Annotated in this window: 20 protein-coding genes; 10 read left to right on the top strand and 10 right to left on the bottom strand. The window is 32.5% G+C overall.

Features of this window, described 5'->3' with window-relative positions:
* The first annotated feature begins 38 nt into the window (after positions 1-38).
* From VSF34_RS05335 to VSF34_RS05325, 3 genes are read left to right on the top strand one after another with little or no spacing between them, the layout of a single operon-like run.
* Entirely contained in the window at positions 39-251 is a 213-nt protein-coding gene (locus VSF34_RS05335; protein WP_326716334.1) for a PLDc N-terminal domain-containing protein, read from the top strand.
* Between the two features lie 3 nt (positions 252-254).
* Positions 255-1,163, top strand: a complete 909-nt coding sequence (locus VSF34_RS05330; RefSeq protein ID WP_326716333.1) for an ABC transporter ATP-binding protein — start codon at positions 255-257, stop codon at positions 1,161-1,163.
* Positions 1,160-1,924 (top strand): ABC transporter permease, encoded by a 765-nt coding sequence (locus VSF34_RS05325; protein ID WP_326716332.1) that lies wholly within the window; start codon positions 1,160-1,162, stop codon positions 1,922-1,924. Before VSF34_RS05330 ends, VSF34_RS05325 begins: the two co-directional genes overlap by 4 nt.
* A 63-nt stretch (positions 1,925-1,987) precedes the next feature.
* On the opposite strand, the gene VSF34_RS05320 is transcribed toward VSF34_RS05325, so the two are convergent.
* Positions 1,988-2,947 carry an IS30 family transposase gene (locus tag VSF34_RS05320; RefSeq protein WP_326716331.1) on the bottom strand — a complete coding sequence of 320 codons (960 nt, stop codon included), beginning with the start codon at positions 2,945-2,947 and terminating at the stop codon, positions 1,988-1,990.
* 196 nt (positions 2,948-3,143) lie between these two features.
* Between VSF34_RS05320 and VSF34_RS05315 the strand changes: the two genes are divergently transcribed.
* The 4 genes from VSF34_RS05315 (at position 3,144) to coaE (ending at position 7,817) form a co-directional block, all read left to right on the top strand.
* Positions 3,144-3,602: a dihydrofolate reductase family protein gene (locus tag VSF34_RS05315; RefSeq protein WP_326716330.1), complete on the top strand. Its 459-nt coding sequence runs from the start codon at positions 3,144-3,146 to the stop codon at positions 3,600-3,602.
* Positions 3,603-3,699: 97 nt separating this feature from the next.
* On the top strand, positions 3,700-6,354 hold the full coding sequence (gene polA / locus VSF34_RS05310) for a DNA polymerase I (protein WP_326716329.1): 2,655 nt from the start codon (positions 3,700-3,702) through the stop codon (positions 6,352-6,354).
* A 12-nt stretch (positions 6,355-6,366) separates the two neighbouring features.
* Entirely contained in the window at positions 6,367-7,197 is an 831-nt protein-coding gene (gene mutM, locus VSF34_RS05305; RefSeq protein ID WP_326716328.1) for a DNA-formamidopyrimidine glycosylase, read from the top strand.
* Positions 7,198-7,208: 11 nt separating this feature from the next.
* Positions 7,209-7,817, top strand: a complete 609-nt coding sequence (gene coaE, locus VSF34_RS05300) for a dephospho-CoA kinase (RefSeq protein WP_326716327.1) — start codon at positions 7,209-7,211, stop codon at positions 7,815-7,817.
* Positions 7,818-7,917: 100 nt separating this feature from the next.
* Here coaE and VSF34_RS05295 read toward each other — a convergent pair whose 3' ends face one another.
* The 8 genes from VSF34_RS05295 to VSF34_RS05260 form a co-directional block, all read right to left on the bottom strand.
* A complete protein-coding gene (locus VSF34_RS05295) occupies positions 7,918-8,229 on the bottom strand; it encodes an FtsX-like permease family protein (RefSeq protein WP_326716326.1) in 312 nt (103 codons plus the stop codon).
* 170 nt (positions 8,230-8,399) lie between these two features.
* Complete coding sequence (locus tag VSF34_RS05290) at positions 8,400-9,641, bottom strand: IS256 family transposase (protein WP_326716325.1); 1,242 nt, start codon at positions 9,639-9,641, stop codon at positions 8,400-8,402.
* Between the two features lie 58 nt (positions 9,642-9,699).
* Positions 9,700-10,680 carry a hypothetical protein gene (locus VSF34_RS05285; protein WP_326716324.1) on the bottom strand — a complete coding sequence of 327 codons (981 nt, stop codon included), beginning with the start codon at positions 10,678-10,680 and terminating at the stop codon, positions 9,700-9,702.
* A gap of 3 nt (positions 10,681-10,683) precedes the next feature.
* Positions 10,684-11,643, bottom strand: a complete 960-nt coding sequence (locus VSF34_RS05280) for an IS30 family transposase (protein WP_326716323.1) — start codon at positions 11,641-11,643, stop codon at positions 10,684-10,686.
* Between the two features lie 93 nt (positions 11,644-11,736).
* Positions 11,737-12,498, bottom strand: a complete 762-nt coding sequence (locus VSF34_RS05275) for an FtsX-like permease family protein (protein ID WP_326716322.1) — start codon at positions 12,496-12,498, stop codon at positions 11,737-11,739.
* A 2-nt stretch (positions 12,499-12,500) separates the two neighbouring features.
* Positions 12,501-13,259 carry an ABC transporter ATP-binding protein gene (locus VSF34_RS05270; RefSeq protein ID WP_326716321.1) on the bottom strand — a complete coding sequence of 253 codons (759 nt, stop codon included), beginning with the start codon at positions 13,257-13,259 and terminating at the stop codon, positions 12,501-12,503.
* 111 nt (positions 13,260-13,370) lie between these two features.
* Positions 13,371-14,174, bottom strand: a complete 804-nt coding sequence (locus VSF34_RS05265) for a sensor histidine kinase (protein WP_326716320.1) — start codon at positions 14,172-14,174, stop codon at positions 13,371-13,373.
* Positions 14,175-14,364: 190 nt separating this feature from the next.
* The gene (locus VSF34_RS05260; RefSeq protein WP_326716319.1) at positions 14,365-15,057 is read right to left on the bottom strand and encodes a response regulator transcription factor; all 693 of its coding nucleotides are present in this window, start codon (positions 15,055-15,057) and stop codon (positions 14,365-14,367) included.
* Positions 15,058-15,203: 146 nt separating this feature from the next.
* On the opposite strand from VSF34_RS05260, the gene nrdR reads away from it, so the two are divergent.
* From nrdR to dnaI, 3 genes are read left to right on the top strand one after another with little or no spacing between them, the layout of a single operon-like run.
* Complete coding sequence (gene nrdR / locus VSF34_RS05255; RefSeq protein WP_326716318.1) at positions 15,204-15,662, top strand: transcriptional regulator NrdR; 459 nt, start codon at positions 15,204-15,206, stop codon at positions 15,660-15,662.
* A 16-nt stretch (positions 15,663-15,678) separates the two neighbouring features.
* Positions 15,679-17,070 carry a replication initiation and membrane attachment family protein gene (locus VSF34_RS05250; protein WP_326716317.1) on the top strand — a complete coding sequence of 464 codons (1,392 nt, stop codon included), beginning with the start codon at positions 15,679-15,681 and terminating at the stop codon, positions 17,068-17,070.
* On the top strand, positions 17,070-18,005 hold the full coding sequence (gene dnaI, locus VSF34_RS05245; protein WP_326718028.1) for a primosomal protein DnaI: 936 nt from the start codon (positions 17,070-17,072) through the stop codon (positions 18,003-18,005). The genes VSF34_RS05250 and dnaI overlap by 1 nt, the downstream gene beginning before the upstream one ends.
* 144 nt (positions 18,006-18,149) lie before the next feature.
* Here the strand turns inward: dnaI and VSF34_RS05240 are convergent, their stop codons facing one another.
* Positions 18,150-19,535 (bottom strand): ISNCY family transposase, encoded by a 1,386-nt coding sequence (locus tag VSF34_RS05240; RefSeq protein ID WP_326716316.1) that lies wholly within the window; start codon positions 19,533-19,535, stop codon positions 18,150-18,152.
* Positions 19,536-19,628: the final 93 nt, after the last annotated feature.

Raw genomic sequence — 19,628 nt, 5'->3', positions numbered from 1 at the left:
CCTATCCATAATTTTTTAAAAGGAGTTGGTAATTACCAATGAATACTTTATCAGCAAATGACTTTATATCTATGCTACCTTTTTTAATACCTATTCTCATCATTCAATTGGTATTAATGATTATAGCGATTAGAAAAATAATCAAGCAAAAACAATTTCGTTATTTAAATAAGTATGCTTGGCTTATCATTGTCATTCTTTTTCAATTTTTAGGTCCAATTAGTTACTTTATTTTAGAAAAGGAGGGCTAATTATTGTCTATTCTAGAAGTTAAACACCTCAATAAATCATTTGATAGTCAGCCAATATTAGAAGATGTTTCTTTTTCAATAAATAAAGGTGACATTGTTGGATTGATTGGAGAAAATGGGGCAGGAAAAACGACTCTAATGAAGCTCATCATTGGATTATTAAAAATAGATAGTGGCCAGATTACCGTTTGCAATGAGCTGGTAACTTATGGGCATAATAAAACAAATCAATTTATAGGTTATTTACCAGATGTTCCAGAATTTTATGACTATATGACAGCTAGAGAATATTTAGTATTTTGCGGAGGTATTGCTGTTAGCTCAGAAAGCGATATTAATAAACGAGTGGATGAGCTTTTAGTATTAGTAGGTCTAAATGATAGTAACCAGAAAATCAAAAGTTTTTCTAGAGGAATGAAACAACGTCTTGGTGTAGCTCAAGCTTTATTTAATCGTCCAAAACTATTGATTTGCGACGAGCCAACATCAGCCTTAGATCCGATTGGAAGGCAAGACATTCTCAGTATACTAGAGTCAGTCAAACAAGAAACGACGATTATTTTTTCAACTCATATTATTTCTGATATAGAGAAAATATGTGACCGGTTTATTATTTTACATAACCATGAAATAAAACTTGATTTATCTAGATCTGATTTTTTAAAAACATATCGTTCTCAAACGATAGAAATTATTTTTTCAAAGGAGTCATTTCATTTGATTGGTGAATTGTGCGAGTTGTTTCCTTTTAAAAAGGGAAAGACGAATTATCATATTGAGTTAGTTACTGATGATATTTATCAAATGCAACAAGAATTATTTCAATATTTTGTTAAGAAAGATGTTTTTTCAGACAGCATTAGTGTTTACGAAGCCCATCTAGAAGATGTTTTGATAGAGGTGATAAGATGAGACAGTTTACTATCTGTTTAAAAAAAGAATGGACAGAATCCATAAAATCATATAAATTTTTACTTATTGTATCTGTTTTTTGTTTATTTGGATTACTTAATGTCTTCACAGCAAAATTTACACCACAAATTATATCTTTAGTTGTCTCAGAAGAGCTAGCTAGTGTCATACCTCAACCAATTTTATCTGATATATGGATTCAATTTTTTAAAAATGTGGGACAAATTGGGATTTTATTAGTTCTAATTATTTATAGTTCAACTCTAACTTATGAATATGAAAAGGGAACATTGATTTTGCCTATTACAAAAGGGTTATCTAGATGGAAAATACTTATTTTTAAATGGCTCATCGCAATCATAGTGTTTACAATAGGTTATCTATTATCTAGTGGGATTACTTTTATCTATGGTTTAATCTATTTTTCCTACGAGCCAATTGAGCATCTTATTCTAGCGTTGGGTTTATTGTGGTTGTTTACTGTACTTTTCATTACTATTATGTTATTTGCATCAGTAATGATTAACCAGACTTCTGGTGTGTTTTTTATAATGGGGCTATTCTTTTTAGCAATGATGCTTCTAAATGTTGTACCGAGGATTAGAGCATTTAATCCTGTTAATCTTTCACTATGGCCAACCCCACTTATTCAACAAGACATATCAGTGCTTGATACCATACAGCCTATCGTAGTCACCTTGATATTAATTATCCTACTGATCTATACAAGTATTACACAATTTAATAAAAAATCATTATAATATTATCTGAGAATATCAGTTTACTTTTTGAACGTTCAAAGCTAAGATACAGTTTTTCATTTGTCAAATTAAGCTAGACAAAATGTCATTGTCTACATAGCTCAAAAATACTTCTAATGGTGTTTTATAGTTTAATGATTTTCTAGGAATATTATTTCTTTTGGATGCAACAGATTGAATGAAAGATTCATCAACTTCGTTGAAATCCATTTTCTTAGGCAATCCATCCTTACGCAATAGCCCATTAGAATTTTCATTTAAACCTCGTTGTGAAGGTGTACCAGGGTCAGCAAAGTAGATATCAATATCATTTAAGTTACTGATAGATTTCCAGTTAGAAAATTCTTTGCCACAATCAAATGTGATAGATTTAAACAAGTGATTAGGGCATTTTTTTAACCATTCATTTAAGCTATTCTCAATATCTATAGCGTGTCTCCCTGTTGGCTTTAAGGTAATAATAACTTTTGATAACCTTTCAACTAATGTAATAACAGCACTTTTATGATTTTTCCCAACAATAGTGTCACCTTCTAGGTGACCAAATTCACTTTGAAACTCGTTATGCTCAGCGTCTCTCTGATGAATGGTTCGTTTAAATGCTTGTTTACCTCGTTTTTCTTTATGCCCATTAGGTTTTCTTTTACCTTTCATTGATAAAGTTGTGGAATCAAAAGATTCACGCGAGAACAATCTATAAAGTGTCCGAACAGAACAAGAAATAGAAATCTCAGCACGACCGATAATCACGTCAGGAGTCCATCCTTGAGCCACTTTGTTTTGAATATATTTTGTTTCATTATCAGGTAAAGAAATAGGACGCCTTCCACATTTCTTTTTATTTTTTTTGTATCTTTGATAGTAATCTAGAATAGATAATCCCTCATTTAAAGCGTTGTAAACATTATAAATAGTTTGTCTTGATCTTTTTAAAGTATCAGCAACATGTTTAACTTTTTTAGCTTGGTGATAATAAGATTCTATTAAAACAAGCTCGTCTGTAGTAAGATGTATATAGGTCATTTGTGATCACTCTCCTTGTTTTCTTTCGTCGGAAATACAATTTGGACAATTTGAGTGTATCACAAATGATTTTTTTATTTGTCTAGCTTAATTTTACAATCGGCGGTTATAAAAAATTAAGAGGTGTTAGGTAAGGAGTATTTATTTTTACGGGTGTATATCTTTAGACGGATATCTAGCAGACAAGAATCATAATTTGTCTTGGCTTTATGAAACTGGATCAGTGACAGATACTGGTTATGACGATTTTTATAAAAAGATGGATATCACAATTATGGGAAGTAAGACGTTTTCAGCAATTGAGAAATTAGAAAACCGAGATAGTATTTATTCAACAACTAAAAATTATGTTTTTTCAACAAGTAAAATCATTAGTTCTAAAGCTTTTGAAGTAGTATCAAGTGACATTGTTGAATTTATTTCACATTTACCAAAAGACAAAAATGTTTGGCTTGTAGGAGGTAATAAGATATTAAAACCGTTACTAGATGCAGGTATGGTAGACACAATGACCCTTCAAATTGCGCCTGTTTTATTAGGAAATGGTATTCCTTTGTTTACACAAGATGAGGGAGTTAAACGATTTGATTTATTAGAACTTAATCAATATGGGGAGTTTTCCGAATTAGTTTTACAACGACATGATAATAAATAGTTGAAAGATTAGACATCCTCCTTAGGGTGTTTTTTCTTTCGCTTTACGCTTAAAAGTTTGCTAGAATATGAGAAGAAGAACAAGAAGGAGTGTCATGATGGGGAAAAAAGATAAGTTATTATTAGTTGATGGAAATAGTATCGCCTTTAGAGGGTTTTATGCACTCTATCAGTCACTAGATAGATTTAAAAATAGTAATGGCTTGCATACTAATGCCTTATATGCCGTTAATAATATGTTAGAAAATATCTTACAAAAGGAAAAACCAACACACGTTTTAGTTGCTTTTGATGCTGGAAAAACAACTTTTAGACATGCATTTTATGATGATTATAAAGCAGGACGAGCTAAAACACCTAGCGAGTTCAAAGAACAAATGCCCTACATTAGAGATTTAATCGAAGGTCTTGGTATGATGCATTATGAATTAGAAAATTATGAAGCAGATGATATTATCGGGACACTGGCTACAAAATTTGCTAGTCCTGACATGGATGTGGTTGTCTTATCAGGAGATAAAGATTTAACTCAACTTGCCAGTGAGCATGTTAGGGTTGATGTGACAGTTAAAGGTGTGAGTGAAATTGAGTCTTACACACCTGAGCATATTTTAGAAAAATATGAATTAACCCCAACACAAATTATTGACATGAAAGGTCTTGCAGGAGATCAGTCAGATAATATTCCTGGTGTCACTAAAATTGGTGAAAAGACGGCCATTAAACTTTTAAAAGAGTATGGTAGTGTTGAAGGTATCTATGAACACGTTGAGTCAATGAAAAAAAGTAAGATGAAAGAAAATCTTATTAATGAAAAAGAGATTGCTCTACTTAGTAAACGTCTTGCTACAATTGATATTCATTCACCTGTTCCAATTACTTTAGATGAAATGAGCTATCATGGAAGTGACTTAGGAAAACTCATTCCATTTTATAAAGAGATGGATTTTAATGCCTTTTTAGCTAAGTTAGACACCAGCGAAGTTGATGTTGAAGTTAGTGGAAAAACAGAAGTCGAATACGAAGTGGTAGAAACTTTATCAGCTGATATGTTTGAAACCAATATGGCATTTTATGCTGAGATGTTAGAAGAAAATTATCATACATCACCTATTGTTGGTTTTGCTTGGGGGAATGAAGAAAAAATCTATGTTTCAGATAATATGGAACTCTTAAGTGAGCCATTAATGACGGAGTGGTTTGCTAATAAAGATCAGTCTAAAAAAGTATTTGATGCTAAGCGTCAGTACGTGGCTCTAAATCGGTACGGACAACATTTAGAAGGTGTTAAATTTGATATGCTACTGGCAGCTTATGTGGCTGATTCGACAAATAACAGTGATGACTTGTCAGAAATAGCTAATTTTTATGGTTATTATGACGTGGATAGTGATGATGCTATTTATGGAAAAGGTGCTAAACGTGGTATTCCAGAAGATACAAATAGTATGTACGAGCACATAGCTAGAAAAATAATGGCGATTGAAAAGCTATATGAGCAGATTATAGAAAATTTAGAAGAAAAAGATCAAGCAGATTTATTTTATGATATGGAGTTACCTTTAGCCTTTATTTTAGCTGATATGGAAATCGAAGGTATTACAGTTGACGCGTCAAGGCTACAAGAAATGAAAGGTGAATTTGCAGTTAGACTATCAGAAATTGAACAACAAATTTATGAAATCGCTGGAGAAGAATTTAATATCAACTCACCAAAACAATTAGGTGTGATCTTATTTGAGAAGATGGGGTTACCTGTTATTAAAAAAACAAAAACAGGCTACTCCACAGCTGTAGATGTTTTAGAGAAATTACACGATGAGTCTCCAATTATTGAATGGATTTTATTATATCGCCAACTAGCTAAGATTCAATCGACTTATGTAGAAGGCCTACTTAAAGTGATTTTTGAAGATAATAAAATCCACACAAGATATGTTCAAACACTGACTCAAACAGGAAGACTTAGTTCAGTAGATCCTAACCTTCAAAACATCCCAGTAAGATTGGAAGAAGGGCGTAAAATTAGACAGGCTTTTGTTCCAAGAGAAAAAGGTTGGAAGTTATTTGCATCAGATTACTCGCAAATTGAGCTACGTGTTTTAGCTGATATTTCAAATGATGAACATTTAAGACAAGCTTTTATTGATGGATTAGATATTCACTCTAGCACAGCTATGAGAGTTTTTGGTATTGATTCACCAGATGAAGTAGATAGTAACATGAGAAGACAAGCTAAAGCTGTTAACTTTGGAATTGTATACGGGATTAGTGATTACGGTTTATCTCAAAATTTAGGAATTACAAGAAAAGAGGCACAGACATTTATTGACAGATATTTTTCTATGTATCCTGGTGTGCAAACATATATGGCAGACATCGTACGTGAAGCAAAAGATAAAGGTTATGTAGAAACACTTTATCATAGAAGACGTTATTTACCAGATATTAACGCAAGAAACTTTAATTTACGTTCATTTGCTGAAAGAACAGCTATTAATACACCAATTCAAGGTAGTGCAGCTGATATTTTAAAAATTGCTATGATTAAAATAAACAAAAAATTAAAAGAATCAAATATGAAAGCAACAATGCTTCTTCAAGTACATGATGAACTTGTTTTTGAGGCACCTGAGGAAGAAATTCCAGCTCTTAAGCAATTGGTAGAAGAGACAATGAATCATGCTGTTGAATTAAGCGTACCACTTCAAGCTGATAGTAGTGTTGGAAATACGTGGTACGAAGCGAAGTAAGGGAGTGAGTGTATGCCAGAATTACCAGAAGTTGAAACCGTTAGAAAAGGATTAGAACAGCTTGTACTTGGTAAAAAAATTCAATCTGTTGACGTATTATGGGGAAAAATTATTGATTCACCAGATGTTGATACCTTTAAACATGAATTAATTGGTCAAACGATTGAAAAGATGGATAGACGAGGAAAGTTTTTAATTTTTGAATTAACTAACTATGATTTAATTAGCCACCTAAGAATGGAAGGGAAATTTGAATATCATGAATCAAGTGAGGATATCACCAAACATACCCATGTCTTATTTACCTTCACTGATGGGAGTCAATTACGGTATTTAGATGTTCGAAAATTTGGTCGTTTTAATTTAGTTAAAAAAGGGGAAGCTAAAGATTATAAAGGGATAAAAAAATTAGGTCCAGAACCGATTTTACCTGACTTTGATTTAGAAGACTTTGAAAATGGCTTGAAAAATAAAACTAAGGCCATTAAGCCCTTACTACTTGATCAAACATTAGTGACAGGGCTTGGAAATATCTATGTTGATGAAGCTCTTTTTAAGTCACGCATCCATCCTGAACAACCAGCCAATACACTAAGCAAAAAGGAAGTTAAAATCCTTCATCAAGCTATCATAGATGTATTAGGTGAAGCTGTTGAGGCTGGTGGAACAACAATTAGAACTTATAAAAATGCTCTAGGAGATGCGGGTACTTTCCAAATTTCTTTAAATGTTTACGGAAAACAAGGCGAGTCTTGTATCAGATGTGGCACAGAAATTTCTAAAATAAAAGTAGCCCAGCGCGGGACACATTTTTGTTCATTATGCCAAGTGGTACATAAATAGGAGGAGTCAATATGACATATATCTTAGGTCTAACTGGTGGTATTGCTTCTGGTAAAAGCACTATTAGTCAGTTTTTTAAAGAACAGAGTGTTCCAGTTGTAGATGCTGATATAGTGGCTAGAGACATTGTAGAGCCAGGCACAAAAGGTTTAGCTGACATTGCTTTACATTTTGGTACGGGTATATTATTACCAAATGGTTCCTTAAATCGTAAAAAACTAGGTCGTATTATTTTTTCTGATGAAAAAAAACGTTTATTACTAGATGATATTTTAAAAACCCCATTAAAAAAAGGTATAGATGAAAAAATTAATTTTTATCGGAATCAGAATTATCCCTTAATTGTCCTTGATGCTCCTCTTTTATTTGAAGCAGGTTATACACATATAGTTGATGAAGTTATGGTAAGCTATGTTTCAAGAGATGTTCAAATCAAGAGGTTACAAACACGTGATGATATCGACTCTATTGAAGCTAGAAAAAAAATAGCTAGTCAATTATCATTAGCTGATAAAAAAGAAATGGCTGATGTGGTCATTGATAATTCTGGAACAATTGAGCAAACTTATAAGCAAGTAGAGGACTGGTTAGAAACTTTTAAAAGTAAGTTATCAATATAGCCACAGAAGACTAATAGATTTGTTTTAAATCAATATAGAGCTGATGAATCGATTTTTTGATTCACCAGCTCTATTTTTTATCCCCTTAGTTAATAAAGAGTTATTTTCTCTCAACTAATTTATAATATGTTCGTGATGTCAGTAGATACATGAATAAGTAGATGATAAAAAATAGAATGACAGTCACTATACAAGTCATCAATAAAAGCCTATCATTAGATAAACCAAACAAAATGAGTAGTTTGCTTATGATTGGAAAGGCAAATACCAAGTTAAGTGTTGCTAAAGCAATTGGAAAAAAGAATACCATTAACACTTGGCTTTGAATTGATTTTTTAACCTCTTTTTTACTCATTCCAATCCGTTGCATGATTTGGAATCTCTCTTTATCTTGCAGACCTGGGTTTGTCAAGTTAAGTGTGTAAATTCTTTAAAAATAAAAATAGAAACTCAATTTGACAATGAGTCGTCCTGTGATAATCTCTAGGAATAAGAGGGTATTTTTAATAAACCTCTTGTCCCGATAAAAAATCGCAGGACGAGAGACTCGTTGTCAAATTTTATATGTCTCACTTATTTTGATTAGTAACGATTATATTTTTCGACACGTTTTGAAAAAGAGTCGTTGACCGTTAATTGGTTAAGCACCATAGCCCAATTATGAACATGCCCACCTTCCCATTTACTTTGAAGTTCTTTCACTCGAAGATATAATAGCTTAAGAAGGGCATTCTCATTAGGGAAAGCTCCTTTTTTAGTTACCTTGCGGAAACTAGAGTGAACACTTTCTACAGCATTTGTCGTGTACATTATTTTTCGAATAGCTGAGCCGTAATCAAATAATTGTTCGACATGGTGGAAATTTCTTTTCCAAACATCAATAGCTCCAGGATAGACTGCCCACTTTGTTTGAAAGGTATCAAAAGCTGTTTGAGCCGCTTTTAAAGAGGAGGCACTGTAAAAAGACTTCATATCCTTACAAACCTCTTTATAACTTTTACTTGGCACATAACGAAGGGCATTTCTAACTAAATGGACCAGACAACGTTGAACGACAACACCTGGGAAAATAGCTTTGGCTCCATTTTCAAGCCCTGATACACCATCCATTGAAATAAACAAAATATCTTCAACGCCACGCTCTTTAATCGCATCAAAAATCTGCATCCATCTATTTTTCGATTCTGTTTGATTTAGCCAAAGACCTAGAATTTCTTTATTTCCTTTTAAATCATAACCAAGAATTGTATACACCGCACATTCTTTCACTTCATAATTTTCTCTTAGAGTGACATACATACAATCGACAAACAAGAAGGCATAGCATTTGGCCAGAGGTCTGATTTGCCATTCCTCAAGTTCTGGTAATATTTGATCTGTGATATCCGACACCATATCATGAGAAATAGTAAAACCATAAATATCTTCAATTGTCGAGGCAATATCTCGTTGACTCATGCCTTTGGCATACATAGAAAGAACTTTTCCTTCAATACTTGAAACGTCTCTGCTTCTTTTAGGAATAATTTCTGGCTCAAAAGAAGCGTCTCTATCTCTAGGAACCTGAATGTCTAATTCACCAAAACTTGTTTTTAATTTTTTATTTCCATATCCATTCCGTCTGTTTTGAGTTTCTTTTTCTTGTCTTGACTGATTCTCATAACCTAAATGATTATCTAATTCTCCACGAAGCATTGCTTCAAACATCGGTCCAAAAACATCTTTTAGGGCTTCTTGCATGTCTTCAACCGATTCTGGTTGATAGGCATCAATAATTGATTGAGCTAACTTCGCTGATTTTTGATCTTTTTTCTTTTTTGTCATGACTTACCACTCCTTTAATCTATTGTAAAAAAAGAAAAACCGCGAAGCAACCCACTACCTAGGATGGTAGGTTACTTACACGGTTTATATTACACTCTCGCAGACCTTCAGATACCTGTTTATAGTAAATAATTAAACCTGTTGATAATGTGAAAGTTAAGCCAAATATCACACCTAAAAATAAAAAACCACCTATAAAATTGGACATATTTCGTTGGTCTTCAATTTTAACAGACATTAAATGATAAGGGTACTGGCTAGAATATTGCTCTCTTAACTCTTTGATAAAATCCATTTTATAACTGTCTTCTCCTGAATAGTTAAGGAAAGCTGTTATATAGTTTTCCTGCTCACGATCACTTGCCACTGTCGAAAATGCTTGGTTGACTTTTTCAATAAACTCATCATTTGAAGTAACTACTAATTTTGCGTTGGTTAGACTTTCTACTTTAGGTAAAAAGCTTAAGCTATCTGGACTATGAACGATATTAAATGTATTCTCCATTATAGTCATCTTATTTTGATTATACTCACCTGATACGTTATACAACCAAATATCATGTGGTTTCAAATTAATACGCTTCCCGGTAACTCTATTAAATTCATCTTGTGTCATAAAGTAAATTAAATCAGCTTTTTTAAATGATTGAGAGGCCATTTCCTCTTTCGAGATAAGTCTAAACTGTTCTTTATCTTGCTTAAATAAAATACCATCACTAATTACAAAGTATGTGGCTTCATTTACATCTAAAGAATGCTTATTAGCTAGCTCCTCCATAGTATTAACCCATTTTTCTGGATTTTCTTGAACACTGATACTAACATCATATGGGTTGCGGTTATCCACTACATCTTCCATCCCGACATATAAGCTAGATGTTGTAGATAAAGTTATAATAACCATCGTGCTTAATATACTAATACTTGCTAGACCTGCAGCATTTTGTTTCATGCGATACATCATACTTGAAACGGAAATAAAGTGATTTGGTTGATAATAAAATCGTTTGTTTTTCTTTAACAATTTTAAAATTTTCATTTGTCAAATTAAGCTAGACAAAATGTCATTGTCTACATAGCTCAAAAATACTTCTAATGGTGTTTTATAGTTTAATGATTTTCTAGGAATATTATTTCTTTTGGATGCAACAGATTGAATGAAAGATTCATCAACTTCGTTGAAATCCATTTTCTTAGGCAATCCATCCTTACGCAATAGTCCATTAGAATTTTCATTTAAACCTCGTTGTGAAGGTGTACCAGGGTCAGCAAAGTAGATATCAATATCATTTAAGTTACTGATAGATTTCCAGTTAGAAAATTCTTTGCCACAATCAAATGTGATAGATTTAAACAAGTGATTAGGGCATTTTTTTAACCATTCATTTAAGCTATTCTCAATATCTATAGCGTGTCTCCCTGTTGGCTTTAAGGTAATAATAACTTTTGATAACCTTTCAACTAATGTAATAACAGCACTTTTATGATTTTTCCCAACAATAGTGTCACCTTCTAGGTGACCAAATTCACTTTGAAACTCGTTATGCTCAGCGTCTCTCTGATGAATGGTTCGTTTAAATGCTTGTTTACCTCGTTTTTCTTTATGCCCATTAGGTTTTCTTTTACCTTTCATTGGTAAAGTTGTGGAATCAAAAGATTCACGCGAGAACAATCTATAAAGTGTCCGAACAGAACAAGAAATAGAAATCTCAGCACGACCGATAATCACGTCAGGAGTCCATCCTTGAGCCACTTTGTTTTGAATATATTTTGTTTCATTATCAGGTAAAGAAATAGGACGCCTTCCACATTTCTTTTTATTTTTTTTGTATCTTTGATAGTAATCTAGAATAGATAATCCCTCATTTAAAGCGTTGTAAACATTATAAATAGTTTGTCTTGATCTTTTTAAAGTATCAGCAACATGTTTAACTTTTTTAGCTTGGTGATAATAAGATTCTATTAAAACAAGCTCGTCTGTAGTAAGATGTATATAGGTCATTTGTGATCACTCTCCTTGTTTTCTTTCGTCGGAAATACAATTTGGACAATTTGAGTGTATCACAAATGATTTTTTTATTTGTCTAGCTTAATTTTACAATCGGCGAATTAAAATACTTGTTGTAGAAAATAAAGCATATGTTGCTATAATGACTAAAATGACAGCAATAAAAAATTTAACAAAAGCTTCTAGAGGTGACTGGATACTCACAGAGATATAGTAAGCTGTTCCTAACATAATTAAACCGACTATACCAATGAACCAATTCCCTTTTGGTTCCTTTTCACCTTGTTGTGTGCCTTTTAATAATTCGACTGGATTCATCCGGCGTATTTGCCAGCTGTTCCATAAGAATAAGAGAACAAAAATAAGAAGGAAATAGCTCATAATTAACACATAACTATCTAGATTAACAGAAAATGTGAAGTTTACCCCTAAACTGGCCATATTTTTTAAAATCAGAAAACATAATCTAGAAAAAATAGTGCCTATTAATAGTCCAACTATCATTGTTATGATGTAAGCAATTAGTATCTCGAAAAAAAGAACATAGCGAATCTCTTTTTTTCCTAAACCTAATACATTGTACAATCCAAGCTCTTTTTTTCTTTGTTTGAGTAAGAAACTGTTGGTATATATAGAAAAAATAAAAGAAAAAATAAGAATGATGATACTGCCCAAGTCAAATAATTCTTTTGCAGAACTAGCTCCAGGTAAATCACTCATCCCTTTATTATTTAACAAAATTTGCATGATAGTATTCATCACCACCAAAAAAATCATTGATAGTAAGAAGGGAAAGTAAATGGACCGGTTGACTTTTAAATTATTTTTAGCTAATTTTAAATAAAACATGGCTATCCCTCCTTTTGTAGTAGTACAGTCATTGATTCCGAGATAGTCATTAAAAACTCTTCTTGTGTTCTCTCACCACGATAAACTTGATGAAATACTTTACCATCTTTTATAAAAAGCACACGACTAGAATGACTAGCAGCCACAGCACTATGAGTGACCATTAAAATCGTTTGACCTTCCTCATTTAAGTGGTGAAATAAATCGAGTAATTCACTGCTTGTTTTTGAGTCTAGAGCACCTGTAGGCTCATCTGCTAGTAATAGGTCAGGATTAGTGATAATGGCTCTAGCTGATGCTACACGCTGTTTTTGACCACCTGATAATTCATAAGGATAATTATTTAATAATGTATCTAATCCTATTTTTGGTGCTAACTTGTCAAGGCGTTTTTCCATATCCTTGACCGGAGTTTTAGCTAGGACTAAAGGTAGTAAAATATTATCCTTAACAGAAAAATTATCTAGTAAATTAAAATCTTGAAACACAAACCCTAGGTGTTGACGTCTAAATAGAGCAGCATCTTTTTCTGAAATTTTACTGGTGTTTTCTCCGTTAAGTAGAATTTCTCCAGAAGTAGGAGTGTCTAAAGTAGCTAAAAGATTTAGTAACGTGCTTTTTCCAGATCCTGATTCCCCCATAATAGAAACATACTCACCAGATTCTACTGTAAAACTAATATGTTTTAATGCCTCAACACTTTTTCCTCCCAACCGGGTATGGTATGTTTTTTTTATATTGTCAACTTGTAATAATGTCATAAATATCTCCTCCAAGCTTATTGGTACTTTTAGTATAGAGTCTTGTTTAATATTTGGGTACTTACAATAAAATAACCAATCTTACAAATTTGTAAGGTTGGTTATTTTTATTTATTCAACATTAAAATGACGTTGTTCAAACTCCAAAGAAAAACTTGAACCCACATCTAGTGTAGAGGTCACTTTAATAGTAATACCTAAAGACTTGGCTATTTCTTGACTCATATGAAGGCCCAGTCCTGTTGATTTTTTATCCATACGTCCATTAAAACCCGTATATCCTTTTTCAAAAATTCTTGGTACATCTTGTGGTAATAGACCAATTCCAGTGTCTTTGATAGACAATACGCCTCCTTGATTAGAAATAGTAATACGGCCTTTTGGAGTATATTTTATAGCATTGAATAAAAGTTGATCAATAATGAACGTTAACCACTTTTTATCAGTAATGATCTTTTGATCTTCAATTTTTAAGGATAAACTTAAATTTTCTTGACTAAAAAAGGTAGCATATTTTTTGATAGCATCAAAAACGATTTGCTTTAAAGAATATTTGGCAAAAACTAAATCTTGTTCAATAGCTGCTGTTTTTAAATAGTGAAGCATCATGTTAAGATATTCGTCAATTTTAAATAATTCTTTTTTCATAAGAGAGGTATCGATTTTCTCCATTTGACACATTAAATCAAGTGAGGAAACGGGTGTTTTAATTTGGTGAGTCCACATACCGTAATACTCCATTAAGTCATTATATTGTTGTTGGTTTTTTGCTTGCATCGCTTCTTTATCTAGTAACTGGCTTAGTAAAATGGCTTGATAGAGTTTCTCGCTTAAAGAGCTTGCACTTGGTAAATCATCCATCTGAGAAGATTCAATGATTATCTGATGAGACTTAATATATAGAAGTTTCTTCATTTTTTTATTGTAGGCTATAAAGGAGACGATCATAAATACAAGATAGATGACTAAACTAAATAAAAAACCATCTATAAACAATTCTATTGCTAAATTATGCAAAATAATAGTTAGCATAAATATAAAAAGGCAAAGTAAATAAGTGACTATAGCTAAGGATTTATCTCTTAAAAATGAAAAGAAAATATCTTTAAATGTCATTAGGTGTCACCATTATATACCCTTCTCCCTTAATCGTTTGAATCGCTCTTTCTAAACCAATCGTTTCTAGTTTCTTTCTCAACCGATTTATATTAACAGATAATGTATTCGAATCAATAAAATACTCACTTTGCCAAAGTTTTTCAATGATTGTTTCTCTTTTTGTAATTTTGCCTAAGTTTTCATAAAGACATTGAAGAACCTTACTTTCGTTTGGTGTTAAATCTAAAACGGTTGTACTATAAACAATTCGGTTGTCTTGAAAATGTAAGAGATAATCACCGTAATAAAAATCGCTTTGTTGTTGACCAAAAACATAACTTCGTCTAAGTAAAGCCTTAATTTTTGCTACTAACACAGGTAAATCAAATGGCTTACTAATAAAATCATCTGCTCCAGTGTTCATAGCTGTGATAACATTCATATTATCGCTGGCTGATGATAAAAAAATAATCGGTACTTCAGATACTTTACGAATTTCTTGGCACCAATAAAACCCGTTGTAATGTGGCAAAGAAATATCTAGGAGTATTAAATTAGGTGCTAATTCTTGATAGGCCTCTAATATTTTAGAAAAATCACTGGGAACATGACAAGTAAACCCCCATTGGGATAGGTATTCACTAAGTAAAGTAGCTATTGTAGGATCATCTTCTACAATCATAATTTTTTCTTGTATCATGTGCTTTCTCTCCTTCAGAGTGTTTGGTTTATTATAAAGTAAGTTGCCTTTAAATTCAAAAGATGTTAGGTGAAGATTACTGTACCAATAGGCATTATACGTGTTATAATACAGCTATGAAAAGTTTCAAGAAGAGGTGAGCAACCATGCAATGTCCAAGGTGCCAATATAATGGCTCAAGAGTTGTCGATAGTCGACCTACTGATGATGGTAGATCTATCAGACGAAGAAGAGAATGTGAAGAATGTGGGTTTAGGTTTACAACGTTTGAACGTGTTGAAGTTACACCCCTTTTAGTTATAAAGAAAAATGGTGCTAGGGAGGAGTTTAACCGAGAAAAAGTATTACGAGGTTTAATTCGCTCAGCGGAAAAACGCCCTGTTTCTATGGAACAAATGGAGCAGGTAGTTGACCAAGTTGAACATAGAATTAGAAGTCGAGGAGAAAATGAAGTCTCAACTAATCTAATTGGTGAATACGTTATGGAAGATTTAGTTGGCTTAGATGAGATTGCCTATATTAGATTTGCTAGTGTGTATCGTCAATTTAAAGACATGAGTGTTTTCTTAAAAGAATTACAAGAAATTATTGATAAAGAAAAATAAAAAGGAGAGTAAATAAGTGGTAGAATCATTTAAAAGTATGCAACCTAAGGACACGTTTGAGCTGAAACATTCTGGTCTTTTAAGTCAAGAAGATAACCGTGTTCTAAATCTTTTGTACCAGCCAATCATAGGATCAAAAGCATACACTTTGTTTTTAAATCTATTAATGAATCACCATGAATTTGCTAAAACTAATAATCATTTTGCCTTAATGGACTTAATGAATGAAGGTGGTCCAAGTCTTTATGAGTCTAGAATCAGATTAGAGGCGATTGGTTTGTTGAAGACTTATGTTAGAAAAATTGATACGGGGTATCATTATATATATATTATTCAACCCGTTTTACCGGCACATGCTTTTTTATCTGATGATGTTTTGAGCATCTTATTATTAGATAGGGTAGGAGAAGCTAGATTTAACCGCTTAGTAGACAAGTTCTCTATTGATCATGGTCACCTTAATGATTTTACTGATATTTCAAAGAATTATGTCGATGTCTTTCATATTAGATCAGAGGCTTTCGTAACAGAAGAACCTCTTTTAAATCACGTGAAAGATCAAGTCGAAATTCCTGAGGCAAATGTTCCCCAGATTGATAATGTCGCTTTTGACTGGGAGTTTTTTATGGATAATCTTTCAGCGTATCATTTAAATCAGGCTTTCTTAAAAGATAATTTAAAAGAAATCGTTCTGATGTATCACTCGTTGTACGGGATTGATGAATTAGAGATGTCCAATTTAGTAAAACGCCATATTGATCATGTGACAGATCAAATAGATATTAAATCATTTAAACAACAAGTTTATTCTCAGTATCATCAGGCTAACCGTACTAAACATAATAAGCCAAAAGCTACATTAGAGCAAGTGAGCCAACATCAAGTAAAGAACTATGAAAAACAATTGAGAAGTCAAGGGCTATCTCAAAATGAAATCACACTTATTATCACTTGTGAACAAAACCCTCCGCTTGTTTTTTTAAAAGCATTAAAAGAACAAAAAGGGGGATTTGTTGCTGGTAATGAAAGATGGGCGATTGAAAATTTGAAAAAAAATTCAAATTTATCAAATTCTGTTATCAATGTGTTGATTCATTATCTACTAGTTGTCTTAAAGCATGATTCTATTAATCAAAATTTATTGAATACTGTAGCTAATAATTGGGCACAAAATAAAGTAACAACAGCAGTAGAAGCTCTAGCACAAGCAAAAGCATTTAAAGAAGAGAAACAAAAACCAAAACAAAACCAATCATATAAAAAGTCATATCAAACACCAGTTAGAAAAGAAACCTTGCCAGATTGGGCAAAAGAAGAGGGGCGCCGTAAAGAAACACCTCTATCTAAAGAAGAACAAGCTAAGATTGACGAGCAGTTAAGACTACTAAATGAAGGAGGTGGATTATGATGCATCACATTAATAAGCATCTAACTGGAACCATCAACAATCAAAATATTAATGAGCGTTTAGCAAGACTTATGGAAGAGGTGGAACAAGATAAAGATGTTCAACATTTTCTTAAAGAACACGAAGATAAGCTAAGCGAGGAAGATATTTTAAGAAGCTCATCTAAATTGTATGAATTTGTTAAAGAAAAAGAGAAATTTTTATCTAACGATGAATCTATGCTAGCACCAGGCTACGAGCCAAAATTATTTTTAAATCATCGCTATATTGATGTGACTTATGTTCCTACAGAACAACTAGTCAAAGAACAGGAAGAAAACATCATAAAAAGACGTGTACATGCAGTATCTATGCCAAAAGATATTAGAGATGCCACACTAAGTGATTTTGAAGTCACTAATGAAAGAAAAGAAGCCTTTAGTGATGCGATTCAATTTATCAATCAATATGACACCTCACCTAATGTCTTTCATCAAGGTTTATATTTATATGGGACCTTTGGTGTTGGTAAAACTTATTTATTAGGAGCCATTGCAAACACTCTGGCAACAAGAGCTCACAAGACAACTCTTATCCATTTCCCAACTTTCTGTGTGGAGATGAAGCAGTCGATTAAAACAGATACTGTCCAATCAAAATTAAATACAATTAAAAAAGCACCTATTTTAATGATTGATGATATTGGAGCAGACTCCATGAGTAGTTGGATTAGAGATGATATCTTGGGTGTTATTCTACAATATAGGATGCAAGAGGAGTTACCAACATTTTTTTCTTCCAATTTATCCATGGAACAATTAGAAAACGAACACTTACGCTTTTCGCAAAAAGGAGAAGATGAGCCTCTAAAAGCGATGCGAATTATGGAGAGAATTAGATTTTTATCTAAGCAGGTCACCATGATTGGTGATAATCGTAGGTTATATCAAGATTAAAGTGGTTTGAGCTCTTTATTTATAAAAACAGATGTCAATCGAACATAAAAATGTCCCAAAATGAGGGCTCACATTAGCGCAATCTTTACTGCGTAAAACTTGCACTAATGTGACCATTATTGGTAAAATAAGGTACTTTTTGTTTCAGGCTGTTTTTTCAGCCTCATATTCTTCGATAGTACGGTCAATACTTTGAAGATACCTTTTGAAAGACTCAAGTTTCCACGGATGTGACTGTGGTGGAATGTACTTGCGTCTTTCTTTTTTTATATCTGAAGAAACCCCATCAAACTCTTTTGAATAGGTCTCGTGGGTTTTTAATCGTCTAGTAGGATAAATTTTTTCTGCTATATTAACATAAATCTCCCCGTTAAAAGCTTTTATAATTAATGCTTTTGTTTTTCTTGTAAAATATTTGTCGCTACTACCTTCCATTGGAAGATAAAATTTATTTTGATACTTAATATGATGGCCATTATCGACTATACGATGAGAGACAGTAGCTAGTAATAAATTAATTTCAGCTGTTGTAGGAGAAGTTTCATAAACACTTTCTGCAGTTTTGTGACCAAATTGTCGATTAAACTTTCGAATCCATACAGATAGAAATTGATTAGCCTCCTCTATAGAATGTATATTTGCTATCTCAAGATCAACAGGCAATCTTGATTGCACTGTCCCATTTAAACGTTCTACACGACCTTTCGCTTGAGGAATAGAGGATGTTTTTATGTCAATACCTAATTGATGACAAGCAAACCCAAACTGCGTGAACGTATCTTCTTCTACAGCTTTTGTTGATTTTCTGTTGTACTCAAAGACGGTTCGTTTATCTGTTAGAAAAGTGGCAGGAATCCCTTGTTTTGTCAGAATTTGATGAAGAACATGGTAATAACCATTGAGCGTTTCCTGTTGGTCAAAATAAGCGCCAACAATATTACCTGATGCGTCGTCAATAGCTAAATGAAGATGAGTTATTTGATTTCCAAACCAATTATATGAACTAGCATCTAATTGAATTAATTCTCCTTTGTATTTTTTTCTAGGTCGACTAGGATGGGTCTTTTCAGGGAGTTCTAGGTAGTCTTCAGCTCTTGGAACCAATAGGTTCTCTGATTGTTTGGTTTGTTGACCTTCTTGCTTTATTAATTGTTTGAGTCTTCTTTTTGTCTTTTTTTGAGCCTTTGGTGAAAGTATTTTTGCTTTGTACAGGATGCTTCTAATTGTAGTATCTGTATAACAGATATGATGGTCGTTTTTCAGTATTTCAGTAAAATGCCTAATATTTGGTTTAATACTAAACGATTGATAACTAGTGATTATTTGTTGTTTTACTTTTTCAGGCACAGAGTGCTTATTTTTTCTCCCTCGATTTTTATGGACAAATGCTGATTTACCATTTTCCCTGTATGATTTCACTAAACGGTTAATTTGTCGTATAGATAAATTAAGTTCAACACTAGCTCTCTTTTTTTGTTTTTTATTTTCAGCGACAGCTTTAATAACTTGATACTTTTTGGTTTCATTCATTGTTAGATTTATCCTTTTCATAAAGTTATTTTATCATTTTGGGACATTTTGTCTTTCGACCTACTTAGGACATTATCACTTTCGAATGATATT

Source organism: Vagococcus jeotgali (genome assembly GCF_035918315.1).
GTDB classification, from domain to species: domain Bacteria; phylum Bacillota; class Bacilli; order Lactobacillales; family Vagococcaceae; genus Vagococcus; species Vagococcus jeotgali.
The sequence above is the reverse complement of the archived record's forward strand: the minus strand, read 5'-3'. Positions and strand labels throughout refer to the sequence as shown.

Bases quoted from the DNA above. Each gene is read 5' to 3' on its own strand.
- VSF34_RS05335 (WP_326716334.1), top strand. From the start codon at position 39: ATGAATACTTTATCAGCAAATGACTTTATATCTATGCTACCTTTTTTA.
- VSF34_RS05325 (WP_326716332.1), top strand. From the start codon at position 1,160: ATGAGACAGTTTACTATCTGTTTAAAAAAAGAATGGACAGAATCCATA.
- VSF34_RS05320 (WP_326716331.1), bottom strand. From the start codon at position 2,947: ATGACCTATATACATCTTACTACAGACGAGCTTGTTTTAATAGAATCT.
- polA (WP_326716329.1), top strand. From the start codon at position 3,700: ATGGGGAAAAAAGATAAGTTATTATTAGTTGATGGAAATAGTATCGCC.
- mutM (WP_326716328.1), top strand. From the start codon at position 6,367: ATGCCAGAATTACCAGAAGTTGAAACCGTTAGAAAAGGATTAGAACAG.
- coaE (WP_326716327.1), top strand. From the start codon at position 7,209: ATGACATATATCTTAGGTCTAACTGGTGGTATTGCTTCTGGTAAAAGC.
- VSF34_RS05290 (WP_326716325.1), bottom strand. From the start codon at position 9,641: ATGACAAAAAAGAAAAAAGATCAAAAATCAGCGAAGTTAGCTCAATCA.
- VSF34_RS05285 (WP_326716324.1), bottom strand. From the start codon at position 10,680: ATGAAAATTTTAAAATTGTTAAAGAAAAACAAACGATTTTATTATCAA.
- VSF34_RS05280 (WP_326716323.1), bottom strand. From the start codon at position 11,643: ATGACCTATATACATCTTACTACAGACGAGCTTGTTTTAATAGAATCT.
- VSF34_RS05275 (WP_326716322.1), bottom strand. From the start codon at position 12,498: ATGTTTTATTTAAAATTAGCTAAAAATAATTTAAAAGTCAACCGGTCC.
- VSF34_RS05270 (WP_326716321.1), bottom strand. From the start codon at position 13,259: ATGACATTATTACAAGTTGACAATATAAAAAAAACATACCATACCCGG.
- VSF34_RS05265 (WP_326716320.1), bottom strand. From the start codon at position 14,174: ATGAAGAAACTTCTATATATTAAGTCTCATCAGATAATCATTGAATCT.
- VSF34_RS05260 (WP_326716319.1), bottom strand. From the start codon at position 15,057: ATGATACAAGAAAAAATTATGATTGTAGAAGATGATCCTACAATAGCT.
- nrdR (WP_326716318.1), top strand. From the start codon at position 15,204: ATGCAATGTCCAAGGTGCCAATATAATGGCTCAAGAGTTGTCGATAGT.
- dnaI (WP_326718028.1), top strand. From the start codon at position 17,070: ATGCATCACATTAATAAGCATCTAACTGGAACCATCAACAATCAAAAT.
- VSF34_RS05240 (WP_326716316.1), bottom strand. From the start codon at position 19,535: ATGAATGAAACCAAAAAGTATCAAGTTATTAAAGCTGTCGCTGAAAAT.